The sequence below is a fragment of the Methylobacterium dankookense genome (assembly GCF_902141855.1).
In the GTDB taxonomy this organism is placed as follows: domain Bacteria; phylum Pseudomonadota; class Alphaproteobacteria; order Rhizobiales; family Beijerinckiaceae; genus Methylobacterium; species Methylobacterium dankookense.
The window spans coordinates 1-18,008 of the sequence record NZ_CABFVH010000024.1 but is presented as its reverse complement, the minus strand read 5'-3'; the positions used below and the strand labels follow the sequence as shown (position 1 = coordinate 18,008).

19 protein-coding genes are annotated in these 18,008 nt (G+C 70.3%); 7 read left to right on the top strand and 12 right to left on the bottom strand.

Annotated features, from left to right (window positions below; all coding sequences use genetic code 11):
* Positions 1-209: 209 nt before the first annotated feature.
* Both MTDSW087_RS17465 and MTDSW087_RS17460 read left to right on the top strand, forming a co-directional pair.
* Positions 210-713 carry a cytochrome c oxidase subunit 3 gene (locus MTDSW087_RS17465; RefSeq protein WP_238179283.1) on the top strand — a complete coding sequence of 168 codons (504 nt, stop codon included), beginning with the start codon at positions 210-212 and terminating at the stop codon, positions 711-713.
* Positions 710-976, top strand: coding sequence for a cytochrome C oxidase subunit IV family protein (locus tag MTDSW087_RS17460; protein ID WP_144766033.1), 267 nt, complete (start codon positions 710-712; stop codon positions 974-976). Before MTDSW087_RS17465 ends, MTDSW087_RS17460 begins: the two co-directional genes overlap by 4 nt.
* 349 nt (positions 977-1,325) lie before the next feature.
* Here the strand turns inward: MTDSW087_RS17460 and MTDSW087_RS17455 are convergent, their stop codons facing one another.
* The 8 genes from MTDSW087_RS17455 to MTDSW087_RS17420 all read right to left on the bottom strand — a co-directional run bounded on the left by MTDSW087_RS17455 (position 1,326) and on the right by MTDSW087_RS17420 (position 10,594).
* Complete coding sequence (locus tag MTDSW087_RS17455) at positions 1,326-2,027, bottom strand: Crp/Fnr family transcriptional regulator (RefSeq protein ID WP_144766031.1); 702 nt, start codon at positions 2,025-2,027, stop codon at positions 1,326-1,328.
* Entirely contained in the window at positions 2,027-3,832 is a 1,806-nt protein-coding gene (locus tag MTDSW087_RS17450) for an ABC transporter transmembrane domain-containing protein (protein WP_144766029.1), read from the bottom strand. Before MTDSW087_RS17450 ends, MTDSW087_RS17455 begins: the two co-directional genes overlap by 1 nt.
* 359 nt (positions 3,833-4,191) lie before the next feature.
* Positions 4,192-4,821 carry a response regulator FixJ gene (fixJ, locus tag MTDSW087_RS17445; protein WP_144766027.1) on the bottom strand — a complete coding sequence of 210 codons (630 nt, stop codon included), beginning with the start codon at positions 4,819-4,821 and terminating at the stop codon, positions 4,192-4,194.
* Complete coding sequence (locus MTDSW087_RS17440; RefSeq protein WP_144766025.1) at positions 4,811-6,364, bottom strand: PAS domain S-box protein; 1,554 nt, start codon at positions 6,362-6,364, stop codon at positions 4,811-4,813. The genes fixJ and MTDSW087_RS17440 overlap by 11 nt, the downstream gene beginning before the upstream one ends.
* A gap of 312 nt (positions 6,365-6,676) precedes the next feature.
* Positions 6,677-8,029 (bottom strand): oxygen-independent coproporphyrinogen III oxidase, encoded by a 1,353-nt coding sequence (hemN, locus tag MTDSW087_RS17435; protein WP_144766023.1) that lies wholly within the window; start codon positions 8,027-8,029, stop codon positions 6,677-6,679.
* 245 nt (positions 8,030-8,274) lie between these two features.
* Entirely contained in the window at positions 8,275-8,967 is a 693-nt protein-coding gene (locus tag MTDSW087_RS17430; protein WP_144766021.1) for an NnrU family protein, read from the bottom strand.
* Positions 8,964-10,145: a hypothetical protein gene (locus MTDSW087_RS17425; protein WP_238179279.1), complete on the bottom strand. Its 1,182-nt coding sequence runs from the start codon at positions 10,143-10,145 to the stop codon at positions 8,964-8,966. The genes MTDSW087_RS17430 and MTDSW087_RS17425 overlap by 4 nt, the downstream gene beginning before the upstream one ends.
* 68 nt (positions 10,146-10,213) lie before the next feature.
* Positions 10,214-10,594, bottom strand: a complete 381-nt coding sequence (locus tag MTDSW087_RS17420) for a metal-sulfur cluster assembly factor (protein WP_238179277.1) — start codon at positions 10,592-10,594, stop codon at positions 10,214-10,216.
* Between the two features lie 168 nt (positions 10,595-10,762).
* On the opposite strand from MTDSW087_RS17420, the gene MTDSW087_RS17415 reads away from it, so the two are divergent.
* Positions 10,763-11,941, top strand: a complete 1,179-nt coding sequence (locus MTDSW087_RS17415) for an NnrS family protein (protein ID WP_144766017.1) — start codon at positions 10,763-10,765, stop codon at positions 11,939-11,941.
* A 541-nt stretch (positions 11,942-12,482) separates the two neighbouring features.
* Here MTDSW087_RS17415 and ccmE read toward each other — a convergent pair.
* From ccmE to MTDSW087_RS30235, 3 genes are all read right to left on the bottom strand, one after another.
* Entirely contained in the window at positions 12,483-12,935 is a 453-nt protein-coding gene (gene ccmE / locus MTDSW087_RS17410; protein ID WP_280525278.1) for a cytochrome c maturation protein CcmE, read from the bottom strand.
* Positions 12,936-13,472: 537 nt separating this feature from the next.
* Positions 13,473-13,871: a DUF6455 family protein gene (locus MTDSW087_RS17405; protein WP_144766013.1), complete on the bottom strand. Its 399-nt coding sequence runs from the start codon at positions 13,869-13,871 to the stop codon at positions 13,473-13,475.
* 106 nt (positions 13,872-13,977) lie between these two features.
* Positions 13,978-14,151 (bottom strand): hypothetical protein, encoded by a 174-nt coding sequence (locus MTDSW087_RS30235; protein WP_186383884.1) that lies wholly within the window; start codon positions 14,149-14,151, stop codon positions 13,978-13,980.
* Between the two features lie 317 nt (positions 14,152-14,468).
* Here MTDSW087_RS30235 and MTDSW087_RS17400 point away from each other — a divergent pair, with 317 nt between their 5' ends.
* Positions 14,469-15,749 (top strand): SulP family inorganic anion transporter, encoded by a 1,281-nt coding sequence (locus MTDSW087_RS17400; RefSeq protein ID WP_144766011.1) that lies wholly within the window; start codon positions 14,469-14,471, stop codon positions 15,747-15,749.
* A 185-nt stretch (positions 15,750-15,934) separates the two neighbouring features.
* On the opposite strand, the gene MTDSW087_RS17395 is transcribed toward MTDSW087_RS17400, so the two are convergent.
* Entirely contained in the window at positions 15,935-16,105 is a 171-nt protein-coding gene (locus MTDSW087_RS17395) for a DUF3606 domain-containing protein (protein ID WP_144766010.1), read from the bottom strand.
* Between the two features lie 169 nt (positions 16,106-16,274).
* Between MTDSW087_RS17395 and MTDSW087_RS17390 the strand changes: the two genes are divergently transcribed.
* The 3 genes from MTDSW087_RS17390 (at position 16,275) to MTDSW087_RS17380 (ending at position 17,925) form a co-directional block, all read left to right on the top strand.
* Complete coding sequence (locus MTDSW087_RS17390) at positions 16,275-16,493, top strand: hypothetical protein (protein WP_144766008.1); 219 nt, start codon at positions 16,275-16,277, stop codon at positions 16,491-16,493.
* Positions 16,494-16,779: 286 nt separating this feature from the next.
* The gene (locus tag MTDSW087_RS17385) at positions 16,780-16,995 is read left to right on the top strand and encodes a hypothetical protein (RefSeq protein WP_238179275.1); all 216 of its coding nucleotides are present in this window, start codon (positions 16,780-16,782) and stop codon (positions 16,993-16,995) included.
* Positions 16,996-17,187: 192 nt separating this feature from the next.
* Entirely contained in the window at positions 17,188-17,925 is a 738-nt protein-coding gene (locus MTDSW087_RS17380) for a PAS domain-containing protein (protein WP_144766004.1), read from the top strand.
* Positions 17,926-18,008: the final 83 nt, after the last annotated feature.

The window sequence follows — 18,008 nt, the reverse complement described above, 5'->3', positions numbered from 1 at the left end:
ATCCTGCCCCCGCCTCGCCTGAGTGGCCGGGCCTCCCTCTTACTTGCGCCACCGCCTCCGGACTTTGCGCTGGAACAAACACGGGGGCTCCATCCCGCGTTAGGGACTTCCGCGACAAGGCCATGACCGTTCCCCCGCACCACACGCCCGCTCCCTCCCCGACCGCCGGGGACGATTGGGGGCCGCTGTCCGGGCTCCCCGGAAATCCCATGATGTGGATCCTGATCCTGGGAGAGCTCGGCGTATTCGGCGCATTCTTCGTCGGCTTCGCCGTCGCGCACGCCCTCGACCCTACGGGCTTCGAAGCCTCGCAGGCGCGGGTCGGCCGCGTGCTGGGCGGTATCGCCACCGTCGTCCTGGTCACGAGCGGCTGGTCGGCGGCGGTCGCGCTTCAGCGAAAGCGCGCCGGTCTCGACCCGGGGCCGGCCCTGATCGGTTCCATGGTGCTGGGCCTCGCCTTCCTCGGGACCAAGGCCGTCGACTATGCCGATAAGTTCGCGCACGGGATCGACATCGACACCAATACGTTCTGGACTCTCTATTTTCTTATGACCGGATTTCACGCAATGCATGTGGTGCTTGGAGTGGTCATAATCGGAATTATATACTTTAACGATAGCCTCGAAAACATCGAGACCGGTACCGCATTCTGGCACATGGTCGACTTGATCTGGGTTCTCCTCTATCCTCTCGTCTACTTGCTTCGATCATGACGGGCCCTCCTGCCCGCGCCTGGCTCGTCCTTCTTGCTCTCACGGGCATGGCCATGTGGACCGGAGGACCGAACGGCAGCTCGCCCCTGGGCGTGCTCGGAATCGCCGCGCTCGTCGCGGTGTCCGGCTTCAAGGCGGTGTTGATCCTGCGCGATTTCCTGGAGCTTGGACGCGCCCGGGCCAGCTGGCGGATCGCGCTATACGGCTACGTCGCCGTGCTCGGCGGGGCGATCTTCGTGGCTTACGCCGCCGTCGCCGGCTGACCAGCCTGCGACGGCGGCGCGAGGCCGACACCGCCCCGATGGACCCGCGGCCGGCCTTCCGCGCGCTCACGAGATCTCGCCTCGGAATGCCGGCGGACGTCCTCCGGGGTCCGGCGCGACGGCGGAACGTCACCCCTCCCGGAGAGCCGCCCGGACCGGTCTCCTTCTCCGGGCGACAGGGTGACGCGGCGATAACAGGCGGTCCGCCTCGTCGTCCCGGACCCAGGACCAAGCCCGCAGGACGTTCCACGGCATGGCGGAGGCTCGGCAGGGACACGGACCCGTCCGGTGGGCCTCCGCCCGGCCTTCGACCGTTGCCGGCGGCACCCGTTCCCAGGCGGGCGAGCGCTTAACGCGCGCCGTCGCGCTCGGCGAGGGCGAACAGCCGGTCAGGATCGCGGACGACGATCCTCTGCCGCCCGCTCTCGACGAGGCCCTGCTGCTCCCAGGAGCTGAGGATTCGGCTCACGGTGTGCAGCGTCGTCCCGGTCATCTGGGCGACGTCCTCCCGGGTGATCGGGAAGTCGATGCGGATCCCTTCGCCCACCGGGCGGCCCGCCTGCCGCACGAGGCGCACCAACGCATGCGCGACCCTGCGCTCGACCTCCTGGGTCGACATCTCCACGACGCGCAGGTGTGCCTCGTCGAGCCTCGACCCGACGGTGCGCATGATGCCCGCCGCCAGGGCCGGGCAGCGCGTCAGCAGGGCGGGCCAGCAATCGGACGGCCAGGCCAGGGCGATGCTGTCGGCCACCGCGACCGCCGTGGCGGGGTAGGCTGCGCGCCCCGTCTGGACGGCGATGCCGAACATCTCCCCCGGCGACACGTACCGAAGCACGACTTGCCGGCCTTCGGGAGTAAGCTTCACGACCTGCAGGTGGCCGTGCAGGAGCACGAAGAAGCTATCCGCCGTGCCGCCCTGCGCGAAGACCGCCGTGCCCTTGGGGTACCGGACCGGCTTGGCCAGGGACAGCACGAAATCGAGGTCCGCGGGCGTGAGGTCGGCGAAGGGGGGCATCCCGTCGACGAGGGAGGGGTCGAGTGTGCCCATCAAGCGGCGGGACGCAAGTTGGTCCGCGCCCCGGCCGACGGCTCCTCGAATTGCAAGGCGGCAAGCTGCGCGTAGAGCCCATTACGCGCGATCAGCGCCTCGTGGCGGCCCTCCTCCACGACGCGCCCCTCGTCGAGGACGAGGATGCGGTCGGCGGCGCGGACCGTCGCGAGGCGGTGGGCGACGACGAGGGTCGTGCGCCCGCGCATCAACTCGTCGAACGCGGCCTGCACCGCGCGCTCGCTCTCGGCGTCGAGGGCCGAGGTCGCCTCGTCGAGGAGCAGGACCGGCGCGTCCTTTAGGATGGCGCGGGCGATCGCGATGCGCTGGCGCTGGCCGCCTGACAGCGTGACCCCCCGTTCGCCGAGGTGCGTCGCGTAGCCCTGCGGCAGGGTGCGGATGAAGCCGTCGGCATGGGCCTGCTTCGCGGCACGCACCACCTCGGCCTCGCCGGCCTCGGTGCGGCCGTAGCGGATGTTCTCCAGGACGGTGCCAGAGAACACGGTCGGGTCCTGCGGCACGAGCGCCATGCGGGCGCGCAGGGCTTCGGGATCGGCCTGGGCCACGTCGACGCCGTCGACGAGCACGCGGCCGCCTTGCGCGTCGTAGAAGCGCAGGAGCAGCTGCAGCACCGTGCTCTTGCCGGCCCCCGAGGGGCCGACGAGGGCGACGCGCTCGCCTGGCGCCACCGTGAAGAAGAGGTCGTGCAGGGCCGGCCGCTCCGGTCGGGCAGGATAGGCGAAGGACACCCGCTCGAAAACGACCTCGCCCCGCGGCGGGACCGGCAGGGCGCGCGGCTCAGGCGGCGCCGCGATGGCGGGCTCCGTTTGCAGGATCTCGGCCAGACGCTCGGCGGCCCCCGCCGCCAGCGTGAGTTCGCCGTATACCTCGGAGAGCTGCCCAAGCGCGCCCGCGCCGAACACCGCGTAGAGCACGAACTGGGACAGCTGCCCGGCCGACATCTCGCCGGTCGCCACCCCTTGCGCGCCGTACCACAGCACGCCGACGACGCTCGCGGAGACGAGGAAGATGGCCACGCCCGTGAGCAGCGCCCGGGCCCGGGCGGACCGGCTGGCGGCGAGGAAGGCCTCATCCGAGGCCGCCGCGAAGCGCGCGGCCGTCGCCGGCCCCATCCCGAAGGCCTGCATGGTGCGCACCGCCCCTACGGCTTCCGCCGCGTAGGCCGAGGCGTCGGCGAGCCGGTCCTGGGCGGCGCGCGAGCGCCGGCGCACGCCGCGGCCCGAGAGGATCAGCGGGAAGACGATCAGCGGGATCGCGGCGAGCACCAGCACGGAGAGCCTCGGGCTGGTCCAAACCATCATGGCGACCGCGCCGAGGAACAGGAAGGCGTTCCGCAACAGGACCGAAAGCGAGGTGCCGAAGACCGACTTGACCTGCGTAGCGTCCGCCGTGAGCCGCGAGACCAGCTCACCGCTGCGGGCGCGGTCGAAGAAGGCGGGATCGAGGCTCGTCAGCCGGGCGAAGACGGCGGCGCGCAGGTCCGCGACCACGCGCTCGCCCAAGGTGGCCACGAAGTAGTAGCGGGCCGCGCTCGCGAGGGCGAGCGCGGCCACGACGCCGACCAGCGCGCCGAAGTAGGCGTCGATCATCGTGGGGCCTGCCTGCGAGAAGCCGAGGTCGACCACGCGCCGGATCGCCATCGGCACCAGCAAGGTCGCGCCGGCGGCGGCGGCCAGCGCCGCGAAGGCCGCGCCCATCCGCCCCCGGTAGCGCAGGGCATAGGGGACGAGCGGCCCCAGCGCGCCCAAGGAAGCCCGGGGCTGCGCGTCGTCGGGGCCGGCCATGTCGCGCGTTTCCGGCGCGGCCATGGGCGAGGCTGTCGCGGCAGGTCGAGCGCGAACCTCGTCGGGCGCCGCGGTACCCTGCCGCGCGGACCGCGGTTCGGGTTGGTCGGCGCAGGGAGGATCCTTCCTTCCCGCAATGGCGCGTGCGAACCGCATGGCCCCCCTCGGCGTGAAAGCGTGACGTGGGCGCATGGCTATCGCGTGGAACGCCGGCACGAAACTCAGGGACAACCGCTAAGGAACAGTACGTAACCGCGCCGAGACCATGCCGGAGCCATGCCGCACACAAGGTCGAGACCGTGCTAGTGCTCCGGAGCGGCAACACGCTTCAAGTCGGGACGGACCGAATCGCCAACGCATCACCCGCCGTGCGGATCCCCTGCGAGGAGCGCCATCCTGACCAGCTCGGACAGGCTGCCCGCCTGCAGCTTCGCCATGACGTTGGCCCGGTAGATCTCGACGGTCCGCGGGCTGATGCCGAGGTCGAGGCCGATGACCTTGTTGGCCTTGCCGGCGACCAGCCCGTCCAGCACCTGGCGCTCACGCTCGGAGAGTGTGGCAAGGCGCGCCCGCACCGCGCTCTGGTGGGCCGCGCGGTTCAGGCTGCGCGCCGCCTGGGCCAGGGCCGAGCGGACGCTGGCGAGCAGCACCTCGTCGTCGAACGGCTTCTCGATGAAGTCGACGGCGCCCGCCCGCATGGCCTCGACGGCGAGCGGCACGTCCGCGTGGCCCGTCATGACGATGACGGGCGGCATCGGCCCCCGCTGGCGGAGACGGCGCAGGAACTCGATGCCATCGAGCTCGGGCATGCGCACGTCGGTCAGGATGCAGCCGCCGGGATCGACCACGGCAGCCAGATAGGCGCTGGCGGATTCGTGCACGCGGACCGTCAGCCCGTCGCTGGCAAGCAGGAAGGCGAGCGCCTGGCGGACCGCGAGGTCGTCGTCGACGACGTGCACGGGCGCGTCACTGGGCGCGTCACTGGGCATGTGCGAGCTCCTTTCGGTCGACGGTGCGCAGGGTGAAGCGAAAGGTCGTCCCGCCCGCGGGGCCGGGCTCGACCAGGATCTTGCCGCCGTGCGCCTCCACGATGGTGCGGCAGATCGAGAGGCCGACCCCCATCCCGTTCGCCTTCGTGGTCACGAAGGGCTGGAAGAGCTGGGCGGCCACCTCGGGCGCGATGCCGCTGCCGGTATCGGCCACGGTGACCTCCACGAGCCCGTCGTCCGGCAGCGCGCGCGTGCCGACGACGAGCTCGCGGCGCGGCGCGCCCTGCATGGCCTCGATGGCGTTGCGGATGAGGTTGAGCAGCACCTGCTGCACCTGGATCCGGTCCGCCAGCACGAGGGGGGCGTCCGGGTCGAGGTCGAAGCGCACGCGCACGCCCTTCTCCTTGGCGCCGACGAGGGCGAGCGCGCTCGCCTCCTCGATCAGCTTGGGCAGACCCTCGATGTGCCGCTCGCTCTCGCCGCGCGCCACGAACTCGCGCAGGTGCCGGATGACCTGCCCCGCCCGCAGCGCCTGCTCGGCGGCCTGGTTCACTGCGTCGGCGAGGCGCGCCACCTCCGCGCCCTCCATGCGCGCGAGGATGCGCCGACAGCCCTTGAGGTAGCTCGCGATCGCGGTCAGCGGCTGGTTGATCTCGTGGGCGAGCGTCGAGGCCATCTCGCCGAGCGCGGTGAAGCGGGACATGTGCACGAGCTCGGACTGCAACGCCTGCAGGCGCGTCTCGGTCTGGTTGCGCTCGGTCAGGTCCCGGATGAAGCCCGTGAAGTAGCGCTCGCCGCCCGAGCGCATCTCGCCGACCGACAGCTCCATCGGGAAGGTCGAGCCGTCCCGGCGCTGGCCGACCACGACGCGGCCGATGCCGATGATGCGCCGCTCCCCGGTCGCGAGGTAGCGGGCCATGTAGGCGTCGTGCTGGGTGCGGTAGGGCTCGGGCATCAGCAGGCTGACGTTGCGGCCCTCCACCTCGTCGGGCGCGTAGCCGAACTGGCGCACGGCGGCGGCGCTGAAGGACTTGATCCGGGCCTGCTCGTCGATGACCACCATGGCGTCGGGTACGGTGTCGAGGATCGAGCGCAGATGCGCCTCGCGGGCGCGCAGCTCCTCGTCGGCCTGCCGCTGCTCGTGGATGCTGAAGATCACGCCCCGGTGCCGGCACGGCCGGCCGTCCGGGCCGAGCTGCACCCGGCCGCGCGAGCGCAGCCAGCGGAGCGATCCGTCGGGATGCACCGCGCGGTAATCGACCTCGTAGCTGCCGCCGCGCTCCAAAGCGCCCCGGATCGCTCCCGCCCGGGCCGCGCGGTCGTCCTCGTGCACGAGCGCCTGGGTGGCCTCGAAGCTCGCCAGGCGCTCGGGCGGGACGCCGAAGAGCTGGGCGCAGGTGGGCGAGACCGTGGCGCGGCCGGTCGGGATGTCCAGCGCCCAGCTGCAGATGCCCGCCTCCTCGAGCGTGAGCCTTAGCTCCTCGCCGGAGGACGGATCGTCACCGCCGAGCTGCGAGCCGAGTCGATCCTCAAGCTTCGTCATGCTGGTCGCACGGGTCGAACAAGCCCTTCGTCGGTGAGGTCCTGAGGCCGGGTTCTACACCTTTAAGTAGGTTCGTGAACCACTCCGCGACGGGCTTAGCCGAGCGGGGTCCGCGCTGTCCAAGCCCAAGCCAGATCCCGACCGGCCGCCGCGGCCGACAAGGGAGCCTGCCAACGGCCGGCGGTCGCCGGTCCCGGCGCATCCCCTGCCAGAGGCCTACGCGCTGCGACGATGGCAACCGTCGTCACGCCGGCGCACCTGTCGGCTTGGGCGGTCCGACTCGGCCGGCGGCTCCCGGCACGACCCTGAAAGCTAGGCGGCGCGGCTGTGCACCGCGGCGGACGTCCCGAGATGGGCGTCGAAGGCGGCGGCGACGTTGCGCACGAAGGCCCTGGCGCCGTCCGGGATGCTCAGGACGCGACCGTCGCGTCGGACGAGGCCGTGCCCCGCGAGGATGGCCAGGCGCGGGGTGGCGGCGAGGATCGCGTCCGGGTTGCGGCCATGAGCGCGGCAAACCGCCCCGACATCGACGGCGAAATCGCACATGATCCGCTCGATCAGGTCGGCTCGGAGGCGGTCGTCCGGCGTCAGGGCGTAGCCCTTCACGGTGGCGAGTCCGCCCCTCGCGACGCGCTCGGCATAGGCGCGTAGGGCCGGTTCGTTCTGCACGTAGCCCTGGGGCAACCGCCCGATGGAGGAAGCGCCGAAGCCGATCAGCACCTCGGCGGGATCGGTGGTGTAGCCCTGGAAGTTCCGGCGCAACGTGCCTGCCGCGTTGGCGACCGCCATGGGATCGGCTGGCAGGGCGTAGTGGTCGAGGCCGATCCGGACATAGCCGGCCTCCGCGAGCGCCCCGGCAATGGCCTCGGCCTGTGCCTGGCGGGCGGCGCCATCGGGCATGGTCGCCTCGTCGATGTGGCGCTGGTGCTTCTTGAAGCTCGGCACGTGCGCGTAGCCGAACACCGCGAGGCGGTCGGGGCGCAGGCCCAGGCATTGCCGCACGGTCTCGACGCAGGAGGCCACCGTCTGGTGCGGCAGGCCGTAGATCAGGTCGAGGTTGATCCCGCGGACCCCGGCCGCCCGCAACCCGGCGACCGAGGCTTCGGTGACGTCGTAGCCCTGGCGACGCCGGATCGCCTGCTGCACCGCCGGGTCGAAGCTCTGGACCCCGAGGCTCGCCCGCGTTACCCCGGCCTTGCCAAGGGCGAGGGTCATCTCGGGCGTGAGAGTACGGGGGTCGATCTCGACCGCGACCTCGGCGTCCGGATCGAGGCGGAAGGTGTCGCGCAGCAGGCCGAGGAGGTCGCGGAAGGCGTCCGGCGCGACGATGGTGGGGGTGCCGCCGCCGAAATGCACGTGACGGACCCGCTGCGAACGGTCGAGCTGGCGGGCGACGATGCCGATCTCGGCTCGCAGCGTCGACAGGTAGTCGGCGATGGGCGCGTCGTGCCGAGTGATGCTGGTGTGGCAGCCGCAGTACCAACACATCGAGCGGCAGAAGGGGACGTGCAGGTAGAGCGACGCCGTCGTGCCTGCCGGGAGCGCGCCCAGCCAGTCCGCGTAGATGCCGGCATCCACCTGCGGACCGAAATGCGGGCTCGCGGGATAGCTGGTGTAGCGGGGTAGGCGCTCATCGCCGTAGAGCGTCCTCAGATCCTCGCGCATGCGCGTTCTTCCCTGTCATACTCGGGGCAAAGGGGGCACCTGAGCCTCGGAGGCCAGCGATAAGATATTCTCCGGCCGCGCTGCCTTGATGTGGCTCAATCGTCCGCGTGACACCGCAGGCCGGGCCCCGTCCTCCCGGCACGGCATGGCTGGTGGCGAGACGTTGACCCGTGCCGCCGGCATCCGGCGTCCATCGCCGGGGGAACGCGGGCGTCGGGGCAGGCCTCCGCTCCCGGTGACCGGGATCAACCGAGCGCCCGGAGCGTGGCGAGAGGGTCGGGGCCGATCAGCAACGCGTGGCCCTGCAGCAGGAACCAGGCGTAGAGCAAACCGGTCGCCGCTGCCGGTGGGATCAGCCGTCCCACGCCCCGGACGGGGGCGCGTCCACCTAGAAGTGCCGCGAACGGGAGGACCGAAGTCCGCCGTGCCATGGCTTCCCAGCGTCCACGCCCCAGCCGCCGGCGCGCCTTGGCGTCCAAGAGCGGCATGCCGATGGCGGCGAATGCGGCCAACGCGCCGAAGAGTATGGCGGAGGTCAGGTCGCCGTTCGGAGGGATGTGGGCGACCGCCCAGAGGAGGAAGCCCCAGAGCAGGGGGTGGCGGGTGACCGCACAGACCGGGCCGGGCTCGTCGCCCGGCCGCAGCGACACGGAGAGCGGGTTCGAGGCGAGCACGCCGGCCACGATGAGGAACAAGGCGAGCGGCATCACGAGGATCGTCACGTGCCATTGCCAGGGTGCCGCCGCCCAGAGCTCCACCGTGTCGGCCCGCCTTACCGCGACGACGAGCCAGGCGAGCAGTCCGGTGGACAGGACGGAGTACCCCGCGAGATAGGGACCGCGACCGAGCAGGCCGACGAGGCGCGTGCGCACGTGTGGCGAGGCCGGGATCGCGTGCGCGGCGAGGAAGATCCCGAGGGCGGCGGCGAACTCGTTCACGCGCCGCTCCGCGCGTGGTCGGAGCGGGCGCCCCGCGTGGAGAGCGCGATGCAGGCCGCGAAGCCCGCGATGGCGGCAACCGTGACGAGGCCGCTCCACCGGCGGCCCGCCTCCGCGCCGAGCAGGTCGGACGCGACGCGCAGGGCGACCGATCCGTGCAGGACGGCGAGCGGCAGGTAGAGGCCGGCGCGGAAGCGGGGGCGGATGCGGACGACGGCGGGGAGGATGATCAGGGCGTGCCCGAACACCATCGAGAGCACGAACCCGAGAAGGATGGCATGGAGCGCCATGTCGTACCCGTAGGCGTGCGTCCCCGGCGGAGCGACCAGGAGCAGGATGCCCGCCGCCGCCAGCCACACGTAGCCGGCGAGCATGCAGATCGCCATGAACCGGGCTTGGCCGCCGAGCCGCACAGTGCGCAGGGCGATGTCGTGCCGGGCCAGCCAGGCCGTGAGCGCGAGGAGGCCGAGGCCCGCCAGGCCGGCCCCGCGGGCGGTGTAAAGCCCCTCTCCGGCCCCCGCTAGGAAGGTCCCCGTGGCAAGCAGGTAGAGCGGCAGGCTTAAGCCGCTGCGCGGCATGAGGCGGCTGAGTTCGAGGCGCTCGCCGACGATGGTGAGCACCAGGAAGGCCAGCCACCAGCCCGCGAGGTCCGACACCGGATGGTCGAGAGCCCATAGCCCCGACCCGATCAGCCACGCGGCGGCGCCCAGCGCGAGCGAGGCCGTGAAGGCGGCCGGCTGTCGCCGCACCGCGAGGAGCGAGGCGGCCGTGAGGACCGCCGCCGCCAAGACGTAGGCCCAGGCGCCGGCCGCGGTCGGCGCGCCGGCCACCAACAGAATCGATCCTGTCCCCGAGAGCGCCGGAGCCGCAAAGGGCCACCGCCCCTCCAGCGCGACGGCGCGTTCCAGGGCGACGAGCGTGCCGAACACACCCGAGACCAGCAGCGGGCCGTGCAGGCTCGCGAGCGACGCCGCACGCGGCAACTCCCATCCCAGGCGAGCCAAGCCCGCCCAGAGGCCCGCAAGCAAGGCTCCCACCGCGCAGGCCAGGACCGCGCGGCGCAGCGGATGGACGGTACGGTCCGGAACGGGAACCAGCTGGACCGGCGGCGCCGGTACGCTCGGCTTGAGATCCTTCGGCTGCCGAGCGGCGGGGACGGGGATGGGAACGTGGGGCACGACGCTGTCCTTCGCTGACCCTAGGGCCTCGGTAGCCCGAGGGTGAACCTGGCCGTGCATGCCTGCGATCAGGAGAGGCCCCGCGGCGGGCGCCCGAGCAGCGCCAAGCCAAGGTCGGAGATGCGGTCAGGAGTCCAGCCCGGGGTCCAGACCAGCCTCACCTCTATGTCCCGGCAATCGTTGAAGCGGCGCCGGAGGCAATCGTGCGCATCCTCCACGATCAGGCCGGCGAGCGGGCAGGTCCGGGCCGTCAGGGTCAGGTCGACCTCGATGCGGTCGGGTGTCCTCGCCGCCCGGTAGACGAGGCCGAGATGGACCACGCTGATGCCGACTTCGGGGTCGAGCACGTCGAGGAGGCAGTCGAGCACGTCGGTGTCGAGCGGGTCGCGGCGGCCGGGCGGAAGGTCCGCATCACCCTGCGGCGCGTGCCGCGTCGCGCGGCTTCTCAACCAGGAAAGCACTTCGTCACCCGTCCGTTCGTTGCCCGGCGCCAAGATGCCCGCCCCTCCCGCACCGGCATTGATCTGAATCATGCCTCGCCGCGACCCGACGCAGTATCGGGGAGGCCGGGCGGCGGACCCGGCTGGTTACGCGCGCCGCGCGAAGGAAGGTGGACGATGGCTCCGATACCGCGCTTGCGGGCCTACGAGGGACCCGCGGTCCTGTCATACGGTTTCCGGCCGTTCTTCCTGCTCGGCTCGCTCTACGCCGGACTCGCGGTCCTGGCGTGGCTGCCCATGTTCGTCGGCGACCTCGCGCTACCGACGGCGTTAGCGCCCCGCGACTGGCACGTCCACGAGATGCTCTACGGCTTCGCGGGGGCGGTCATGGCCGGCTTCCTGCTGACGGCGGTCCCGAACTGGACCGGTCGGCTGCCCCTGCAAGGCGGTCCCCTCCTCCTGCTCGTGGCGGCCTGGCTGGCGGGCCGGTTCGCCGTGGCCTTCTCGGCCGTCCTGGGCTGGCTTCCCGCGGCCCTGCTCGACCTCTCGTTCCTCACGCTCCTCACGGCCGCCATCGCCCGCGAGGTCGTAGCGGGCCGCAACTGGCGGAACCTCAAGGTGCTCGTCGCGCTGTCGGCCTTGCTGGCCGGCAACGCCCTCTTCCACGTCGAAGCCTACCGGTCCGGCACGGCCGAGTACGGCATCCGGGTGGGCATCGCCGCGGCGCTGGCAATGGTGATGCTGATCGGAGGGCGCATCGTCCCGAGCTTCACCCGCAACTGGCTGGCACGCGAGAACCCGGGCCGCATGCCCGCCTCCTTCGGGACCTTCGACAAGGCCTCGATGATCCTCGCCGTCGCGGCCTTGGCCGGCTGGACGCTCGCGCCGGGCAGCCGCGCGACGGGCGCGGCCCTGGTCGTCACCGGACTGGTCCAGGCGGCCCGCCTGGCACGCTGGGCCGGCGACCGCACCTGGCCCGACCCGCTCGTGCTCGTCCTGCAAGTGGCCTATGCCTTCGTGCCGCTCGGCTTCGTCCTCGTCGGGGCCTCCGCGCTCGGGCTCGTCCCGGTCGGGGCCGGCATCCATGCCTGGACGGGAGGGGCCGTCGGGGTGATGACGCTCGCCGTCATGTCGCGGGCGAGCCTTGGGCACACCGGGCGGCCACTCGCCGCCTCGCCGGCCGTGCGGACGGTCTACGTCCTGGCGACCGCGTCGGTGCTGGCGCGGGTCTGCGCCTCGCTGCATCCGGCCTGGACCGGGTCGCTCCTGCCTGTGGCGGGCGCCCTATGGGCGATGGCGTTCCTCGGCTTCGCGGCGGCGTATTGGCGGGTGCTGACGGGGCCGAGGGCCGCCTGACACGGCCACACCCCGTTCCCCAGACGCCCGGATCCCTGGACGCTTGCGGGATGCACGGAGGCATGGCCTTCGAAGGCGAGGACCCGGACCGACGACGCGCTCATTCGATACCGCGGTGGCGAGCGGTCGGATGAAGGGAGCCTCCGACGTCGTCCAGCTCGGGCCCAGGGATCGACCGGACGGCCGGCCGCGGTCGTGATCCTCGGGATTCTGTACGACAGGACGGTGCCGCGCCTCAGGCTCGCCGTCCAGATGGATCCGGAAGTCGCGACGGGACGTGAACCCGAGGTCTGGACGTAAGCCCCGGTCCATGGAAGGAACGCGGGCACACGGCGGAGGTGGAACCGTCTCGGGGCCTGGCCGCGGATCTCCGGCCCGGCATCGTTCGAACTCCGCCCGGAGGCCAGCGGCCTCGGCAACACCGTTGACGGCAGGTGCGGGGCGGCGCCGCCTTCTCAACGGCGCCACGCGAGTCCCGGCCGTGCTCCCGACCTTGCTCGCGATCGGCGTCCCGCGATCCCGCCTCGGATCGCGGGCCCGGTCAGTTGGCCGTGGGGCGGCCGCCCTGCCAGTGGCCCTGGCCCTTGAGGGCCTCGGCGACCTCGCGGGGCATGTAGGCCTCGTCGTGCTTGGCCAGCACCGTGTCGGCCCGGAACAGGCCGCCGGGCTCCAACCGCCCTTCCGCCACCACGCCCTGGCCCTCCCGGAACAGGTCGGGCAGCAGGCCCTTGTAGTGGACCGGGACCGAGGCACTGGTGTCGGTCACGGTGAAGTCGACCGTCTGATCGGGCCCGCGCCGGATCGAGCCCTCCTGCACGAGGCCGCCGAGGCGGAGGCGCACGCCTGGCCCGACCCCCTGCAGGGCGATCTCGCTCGGCGAGCGGAAAAACACGACCGAGCCGCTCAAGGCCGTGAGGATGAGGCCGACCGCCAGCGTCAGCACGGCACCGCAGGATGCGATCATGAGCAGGCGTTGGCGTTTGCGTTGGGTCACGGCGGCAAACAGGGGTTCGCGGTTGGGGGCCTCGGTCCCTGACCGGCGGCCCGTGGCGTCGCGTGGCGGAGCGACGGTTACTTCCGAGGCGGCGCGGCCGCGCCGCTCCCGGGGAAGCGGACGACCGTGTCGTCAGGGTAGCGCGGGGCTGGTTGCTGTCGGACCCCGCGCCTCTCGTACTATCCGTGCATGGCGTGCGAGCCTTGAGCTGGATCAACCGTGCAGCCGGCGACGCCTCGGTCCCGGAAGCCGCTCTTCCTCGCCTCGGTGGTCAACGTCCTTGTCGATGGATGTCAAGGTGAGTGCAGGCCCGCACGTTCGACGGTTGGGTCGCACTCGGAGGTCGGGGAGGCCGACGACCGTAGGTACGATCCCCTGGATCGGAGGTGTCCGCCTCCGCCTCGCGCATCATCCCGCCCTCTCGTCGAGAGGCGGCCGCGGGCGGCCCTGCGGTCGTCGATGACGGAGAGTGCGGACGACGGTCGAGGGGCCCGTGTGCGCCTTGGCTGCCCGAGTCCGACGCATGGGCGCGGAGGCTCACGCAGCGCGCAGCTTGTCGAGGGCCGCCGCGTTCGGGCAGAATCCCGGGTAGTTCGCCGCCGCCGTTCCGGTCCAGAGCTCACGCGTGCAACGACTGCGCTCCGTGCAGGCGAGGCAGGCCGCCTCCAGCCCCCGCATGGCCTCGGGCGCGCGCCGCCGGTAGGCATCGACATCGACGTTCAGGCCGCGCAACAGCCTGGAGAGGTTACGGACCTTTGCTTGGGCCGCCGGGGACAGGGGCGCGGGACCCGACGCGTCAGCCTCCATCAGCGTGTCCATCATCTCCGCGTCCGCATCCCCGAGCTCCCGCGCCGCCTTCAGCAGGCAGCACCACTCGTTCATCGAGGCAACGACGCCGAAGGGGTCGAACGGGTTGGGTGTGCCGAGTGCGGACATGGCAATCTCCGTTGGTTTGCTTGATGCCCCGCCGGAACGGGCCCTTCCCCGAACCGGCTCAGGAACGCCCGCCCGCGCCGCACCCGGCACCCGGCGGGCACGCGTCTCACGCTGCGGTGGACACGACGTAGAGGATCGCCGCGATGACTAGGATCCAGATCGCCAACTTGACGTCCAAGTCGTCCTCGGGCCGGACCTCCGGACCAGCCGGCGGGCGCCCGTCCGGGGGACCGCTCTTCGGATTCATGGAGGCGACCGCGGCCTGCAGGTAGTCGAACATGGCCAGATCCAGATGATGTCTCCCGTTCATCAAGCGACGGACACCCTAGGACCGTCTTTGACCTGGATCATGGCATGCGCCGTCCGCGCCAAAGGCCATCGACTCGACACGAGTCTGCAAGCGCTCAACGGCTCAACTGACGAGGAGCCGCCGGCCAACTGACGAAGCCGCGCTGGTGCCACGGTGCCTATCGGTCTACATCAGCCTGCGGACGCGACCCTCGGGAACTCTTGCGCTGAATCAATGCGGTTGCGGTGCGCATAAGCTTTGATGAATGGACTCCTCACTGCCAGAGCGCACAACCCGAAGACCAAGTTATGCCCAACGGCGCCGCTTCCGCGCACCTCTTCAAGCCCAAGCTCGTCACCGTCCTAGCGGAAGGCTACCGATTGTCCGCGCTCCGCCGCGACGTCATGGCTGGGCTGACCGTCGCCATCGTTGCCTTGCCGCTCTCCATGGCCATCGCTGTCGCGTCCGGGGTCTCGCCGGACCGGGGGCTCTACGCCGCCATCGTGGGCGGCTTCGTCGTCTCCGCCTTAGGCGGCAGCCGCTTCCAGATCGGCGGCCCGGCAGGAGCTTTCATCGTCCTCGTCTCGACCACCGTTGCCCGCTTCGGCGTCGACGGCACCCTCCTCGCCGTGCTGCTCTCCGGCCTGTTGCTGACACTCGTCGGCGCGCTCCGGCTGGGTTCGCTGATCCGGCACATCCCGCACGCGGTCACCGTTGGCTTCACGGCGGGTATCGCCTGTACGATCCTGGCCAGTCAGTTGAAGGAACTGGGCGGTCTCAGACTGGCCGGCGCTGAGCCCGGACCAGTCATCCCGAAGCTTGTGGCCATCGCCCACGCCTTGCCCACCCTTAATCCGACAGCCCTTGCCCTGGGCTGTGGGGTCGCTGCCGCGGTCTTTGCGCTGCGGCGGTGGAAGCCTTCCTTTCCTGGCATGCTCATGTCCGTTGCCGCCGCCTCCGCCCTAGCTTGGCTAGGCGGCCTCGACGTTGCCACCATCGGGAGCAGCTTCGGCAGCCTACCGCACGGCCTGCCTATGCCGCAGCTACCGCAGGTGACCCCTCAGTTACTGCGCGACGTCCTCCCGACTGCCCTGGTCTTCACGCTTCTCGGCGGGATCGAGAGCCTCCTGTCTGCCAAGGTTGCCGACAGCATGACAGATCGCATTCACCGGTCGAACATGGAACTGATCGCCCAGGGCATCGCGAACGTCGCTTCGGCCCTGTTCGGCGGCATCAGCGTGACCGGCACGATAGCTCGCACTGCGACCAACGTCCGTGCCGGTGCGGCAAGCCCTGTCTCCGGCATGCTGCACTCGGCCTTCCTCCTTCTCTTCATGCTGGTCGCAGCCCCGCTCGCCGGCTTCGTGCCGCTGGCGGCTCTGGCGGGAGTGCTGGTAGTCGTCTCTTGGAACATGGCGGAGAAGAGCGAGTTCGCGGGGCTCCTGAAGAGTTGGCGCACAGCAGCGGTACTTCTCGCCACCTTCGGCCTGACCCTGGTTGAAGATCTGACTGCCGGCATCATCGCCGGCTGCGTTCTCGCCACCTTGCTTGCCATGATGCACCGGGGTGTGCCGGAGGAAGGCGCCTGAAGTTGCCAGCTCCTCTCCGAGATCGCCGAGCGCATCAACGTCGAGGGCTCTGAGGCGACGCCGAGGAGGATGCGGGCAAGAGCAAGGGTGGGCGCAAGGCTGCCTGAGCAGCGTCTTACAGGGCCTGCGGACATGGAAGGGGCGCCCTGCGGCGCCCTTTCTGATGTTGACGCCAGGAGGCGCGATCAGATCTTGAGGTAGGAGGACAGCGTCGTGATGCGCGAGCCAACCATCTGGACGGCCTTGCGCAGTTTGTCCTCGCTGACGCCCATGCGGGCCGCGAACGCCTCGCGCTCAACCCGGTCCCAGATGTTCAGGTGGGTTGGTTCGCGGGGATTGCTTTGAACTTCGGCCATAGGAGATCGTGCCGTGCCCCTTGCGGGCACGTCCCTGCTGTCGCGATTGGATTACTGCGACAACGCAGCGGGCGCTCCAACGTTGCTCTCACCACCCCTGATGTATGTGCAGTTGCCAGCCCAATCGTGCGGCCTAGCTCTGTGTACAGTTCGCGCGTCAGGCTTAACCATGTTCATGTACTGCTGCATCGCCATTGAAGTTGAAGGGCGCATGCGCCTCATCACGGCGACATCGGAGCGCGAAGCCGCACTGGCGGCCGAGGCGGTGCTCCGCCGACACTCGTCGGAGGTTCTATCACTGGGCTACGCGGTCGAGTGCGAGAACCGGGCCGCCGGCGAACGCATCGCGGACTACCTGGCGGACGTGGCCTTCGAACTGACCCACTAGCCAGCGGTCGACTTCAGTGTCTGCTTCGGTGCGGCATCGGACGGTTAGCGATATTTACCGATTGCTAACCATGGGAAGGTATCCGAGGGCACAGGTGCTGGTGACTGAACCCATCCTGGTTGGGCGCAGTTATCCAGCCAGTGGACCGGCTGCCAGGATGGGAGGGGGAGCATTGCTCGCCCGTCGTGGCGGCCGGTCTACGCATGTCTGATCTCGGCCTCAAACCTACTGGTGCAGCTCGAACTTACACTCCGCGGCCACGTTGATGTGTATGAAGATCGCTCCCTTGAACGTCGTCATCATTGGCAAGCATTACGAGTGCCGGGTCTTTGGGGACACCGAGGCTGAGACGGCGGATGCGGCCGAGCTGGTTCTTCATCAGCTCAGGAAACAGCATCGGGTGTGGCCTGTGCAAATCCACATAGAGGGCGACGATGTCGGTGCCATGCACCGGCTGGCGGCGTACTTCGCGGACGTCACAGCAGAGCCCGACCTCGACTGACAATCCAAGGCTCGGCTCGATCGCCAGGTTTCGACCAGTTCGCTAGGCCTGCGGCTCCTCACAACGGCTCGCCGCGGTAGGCTTTGATGCCTGCTGCCTCCGCTCTGTTGGCAATGCGGGTGCAACCCTGGGTTCGGAACAGGACCTCCGACCCTCGGTTCTCCGTGGAGGAACACTCACGAGGTCCAGCGTGTGACAGGGTCATCCGACGGCAACTCAGCGGACTGCCTTGATCGACAAGAGGGCGGCCTGGATCCACGGTTATTCCGGGTTGCGACTGAGGCTGCGGGCGAGGCCATTCTGATCACCACGCCTGATCTGGAGCCGCCCGGACCCCTCATCGTCTACGCCAATCCGGCCTTCACCCGGTTGACCGGCTACACGCGCGAGGAAGCAGTTGGACGCTCGCCCCGCTTCCTGCAGGGGTCGAAGACCGAGCGCGGCACGCTCGACCGCCTGCGCGCCGATCTTGCTGCCGGCAGATCCTTCCACGGCGAGGCAGTGAACTACCGCAAGGACGGCAGCACCTACCTCATCGACTGGCTGATCACCCCCATGCGCGACGAGGCCGGGGACATCACCCACTGGATCGCGATCCAGCGCGACATCACCGATCTGCGTCAGAAGGAAGGGCGCCTCCGTAAAGCCGCCGAGCACCAGACCCTGCTGCTCGGCGAGCTGCAGCATCGGGTCATGAGCACGCTTATGGCGGTGCGCGCGCTGGCGCGCCGCACCGGCGACACCAGCCTGACCGCAGAGGACTATGCCGCGCATCTCGACGGACGCTTGAACGCCCTCACGCGCGTGCTGGGTATGATTGCCCGCGATCCGGGAGCAGGCATCAGCCTTGAACACCTCGTGGCGGAGGAGCTCCTGACCAACATCGCACACGAGGGCGAGCAGGCCTTCATCTCAGAGTCCGTCCGATAAGTCATGAGGCGCGTCCCAGCCGTCGAACGAGGATCATGACGGCAGCGGCGTAGAGGAAGGCTTGGGCCGAGGCGAGGGTCGCC

Excerpts from the sequence above, each read along its gene's own strand:
- MTDSW087_RS17455 (WP_144766031.1), bottom strand. The coding sequence starts at position 2,027 with ATGGGCACACTCGACCCCTCCCTCGTCGACGGGATGCCCCCCTTCGCC.
- MTDSW087_RS17440 (WP_144766025.1), bottom strand. The coding sequence starts at position 6,364 with ATGACGAAGCTTGAGGATCGACTCGGCTCGCAGCTCGGCGGTGACGAT.
- MTDSW087_RS17395 (WP_144766010.1), bottom strand. The coding sequence starts at position 16,105 with ATGGCCGAAGTTCAAAGCAATCCCCGCGAACCAACCCACCTGAACATC.
- MTDSW087_RS17465 (WP_238179283.1), top strand. The coding sequence starts at position 210 with ATGATGTGGATCCTGATCCTGGGAGAGCTCGGCGTATTCGGCGCATTC.
- MTDSW087_RS17460 (WP_144766033.1), top strand. The coding sequence starts at position 710 with ATGACGGGCCCTCCTGCCCGCGCCTGGCTCGTCCTTCTTGCTCTCACG.
- MTDSW087_RS17405 (WP_144766013.1), bottom strand. The coding sequence starts at position 13,871 with ATGTCCGCACTCGGCACACCCAACCCGTTCGACCCCTTCGGCGTCGTT.
- MTDSW087_RS17390 (WP_144766008.1), top strand. The coding sequence starts at position 16,275 with ATGTTCATGTACTGCTGCATCGCCATTGAAGTTGAAGGGCGCATGCGC.
- hemN (WP_144766023.1), bottom strand. The coding sequence starts at position 8,029 with ATGCGCGAGGATCTGAGGACGCTCTACGGCGATGAGCGCCTACCCCGC.
- MTDSW087_RS17415 (WP_144766017.1), top strand. The coding sequence starts at position 10,763 with ATGGCTCCGATACCGCGCTTGCGGGCCTACGAGGGACCCGCGGTCCTG.
- fixJ (WP_144766027.1), bottom strand. The coding sequence starts at position 4,821 with ATGCCCAGTGACGCGCCCAGTGACGCGCCCGTGCACGTCGTCGACGAC.
- MTDSW087_RS17400 (WP_144766011.1), top strand. The coding sequence starts at position 14,469 with ATGCCCAACGGCGCCGCTTCCGCGCACCTCTTCAAGCCCAAGCTCGTC.
- MTDSW087_RS30235 (WP_186383884.1), bottom strand. The coding sequence starts at position 14,151 with ATGTTCGACTACCTGCAGGCCGCGGTCGCCTCCATGAATCCGAAGAGC.
- MTDSW087_RS17450 (WP_144766029.1), bottom strand. The coding sequence starts at position 3,832 with ATGGCCGGCCCCGACGACGCGCAGCCCCGGGCTTCCTTGGGCGCGCTG.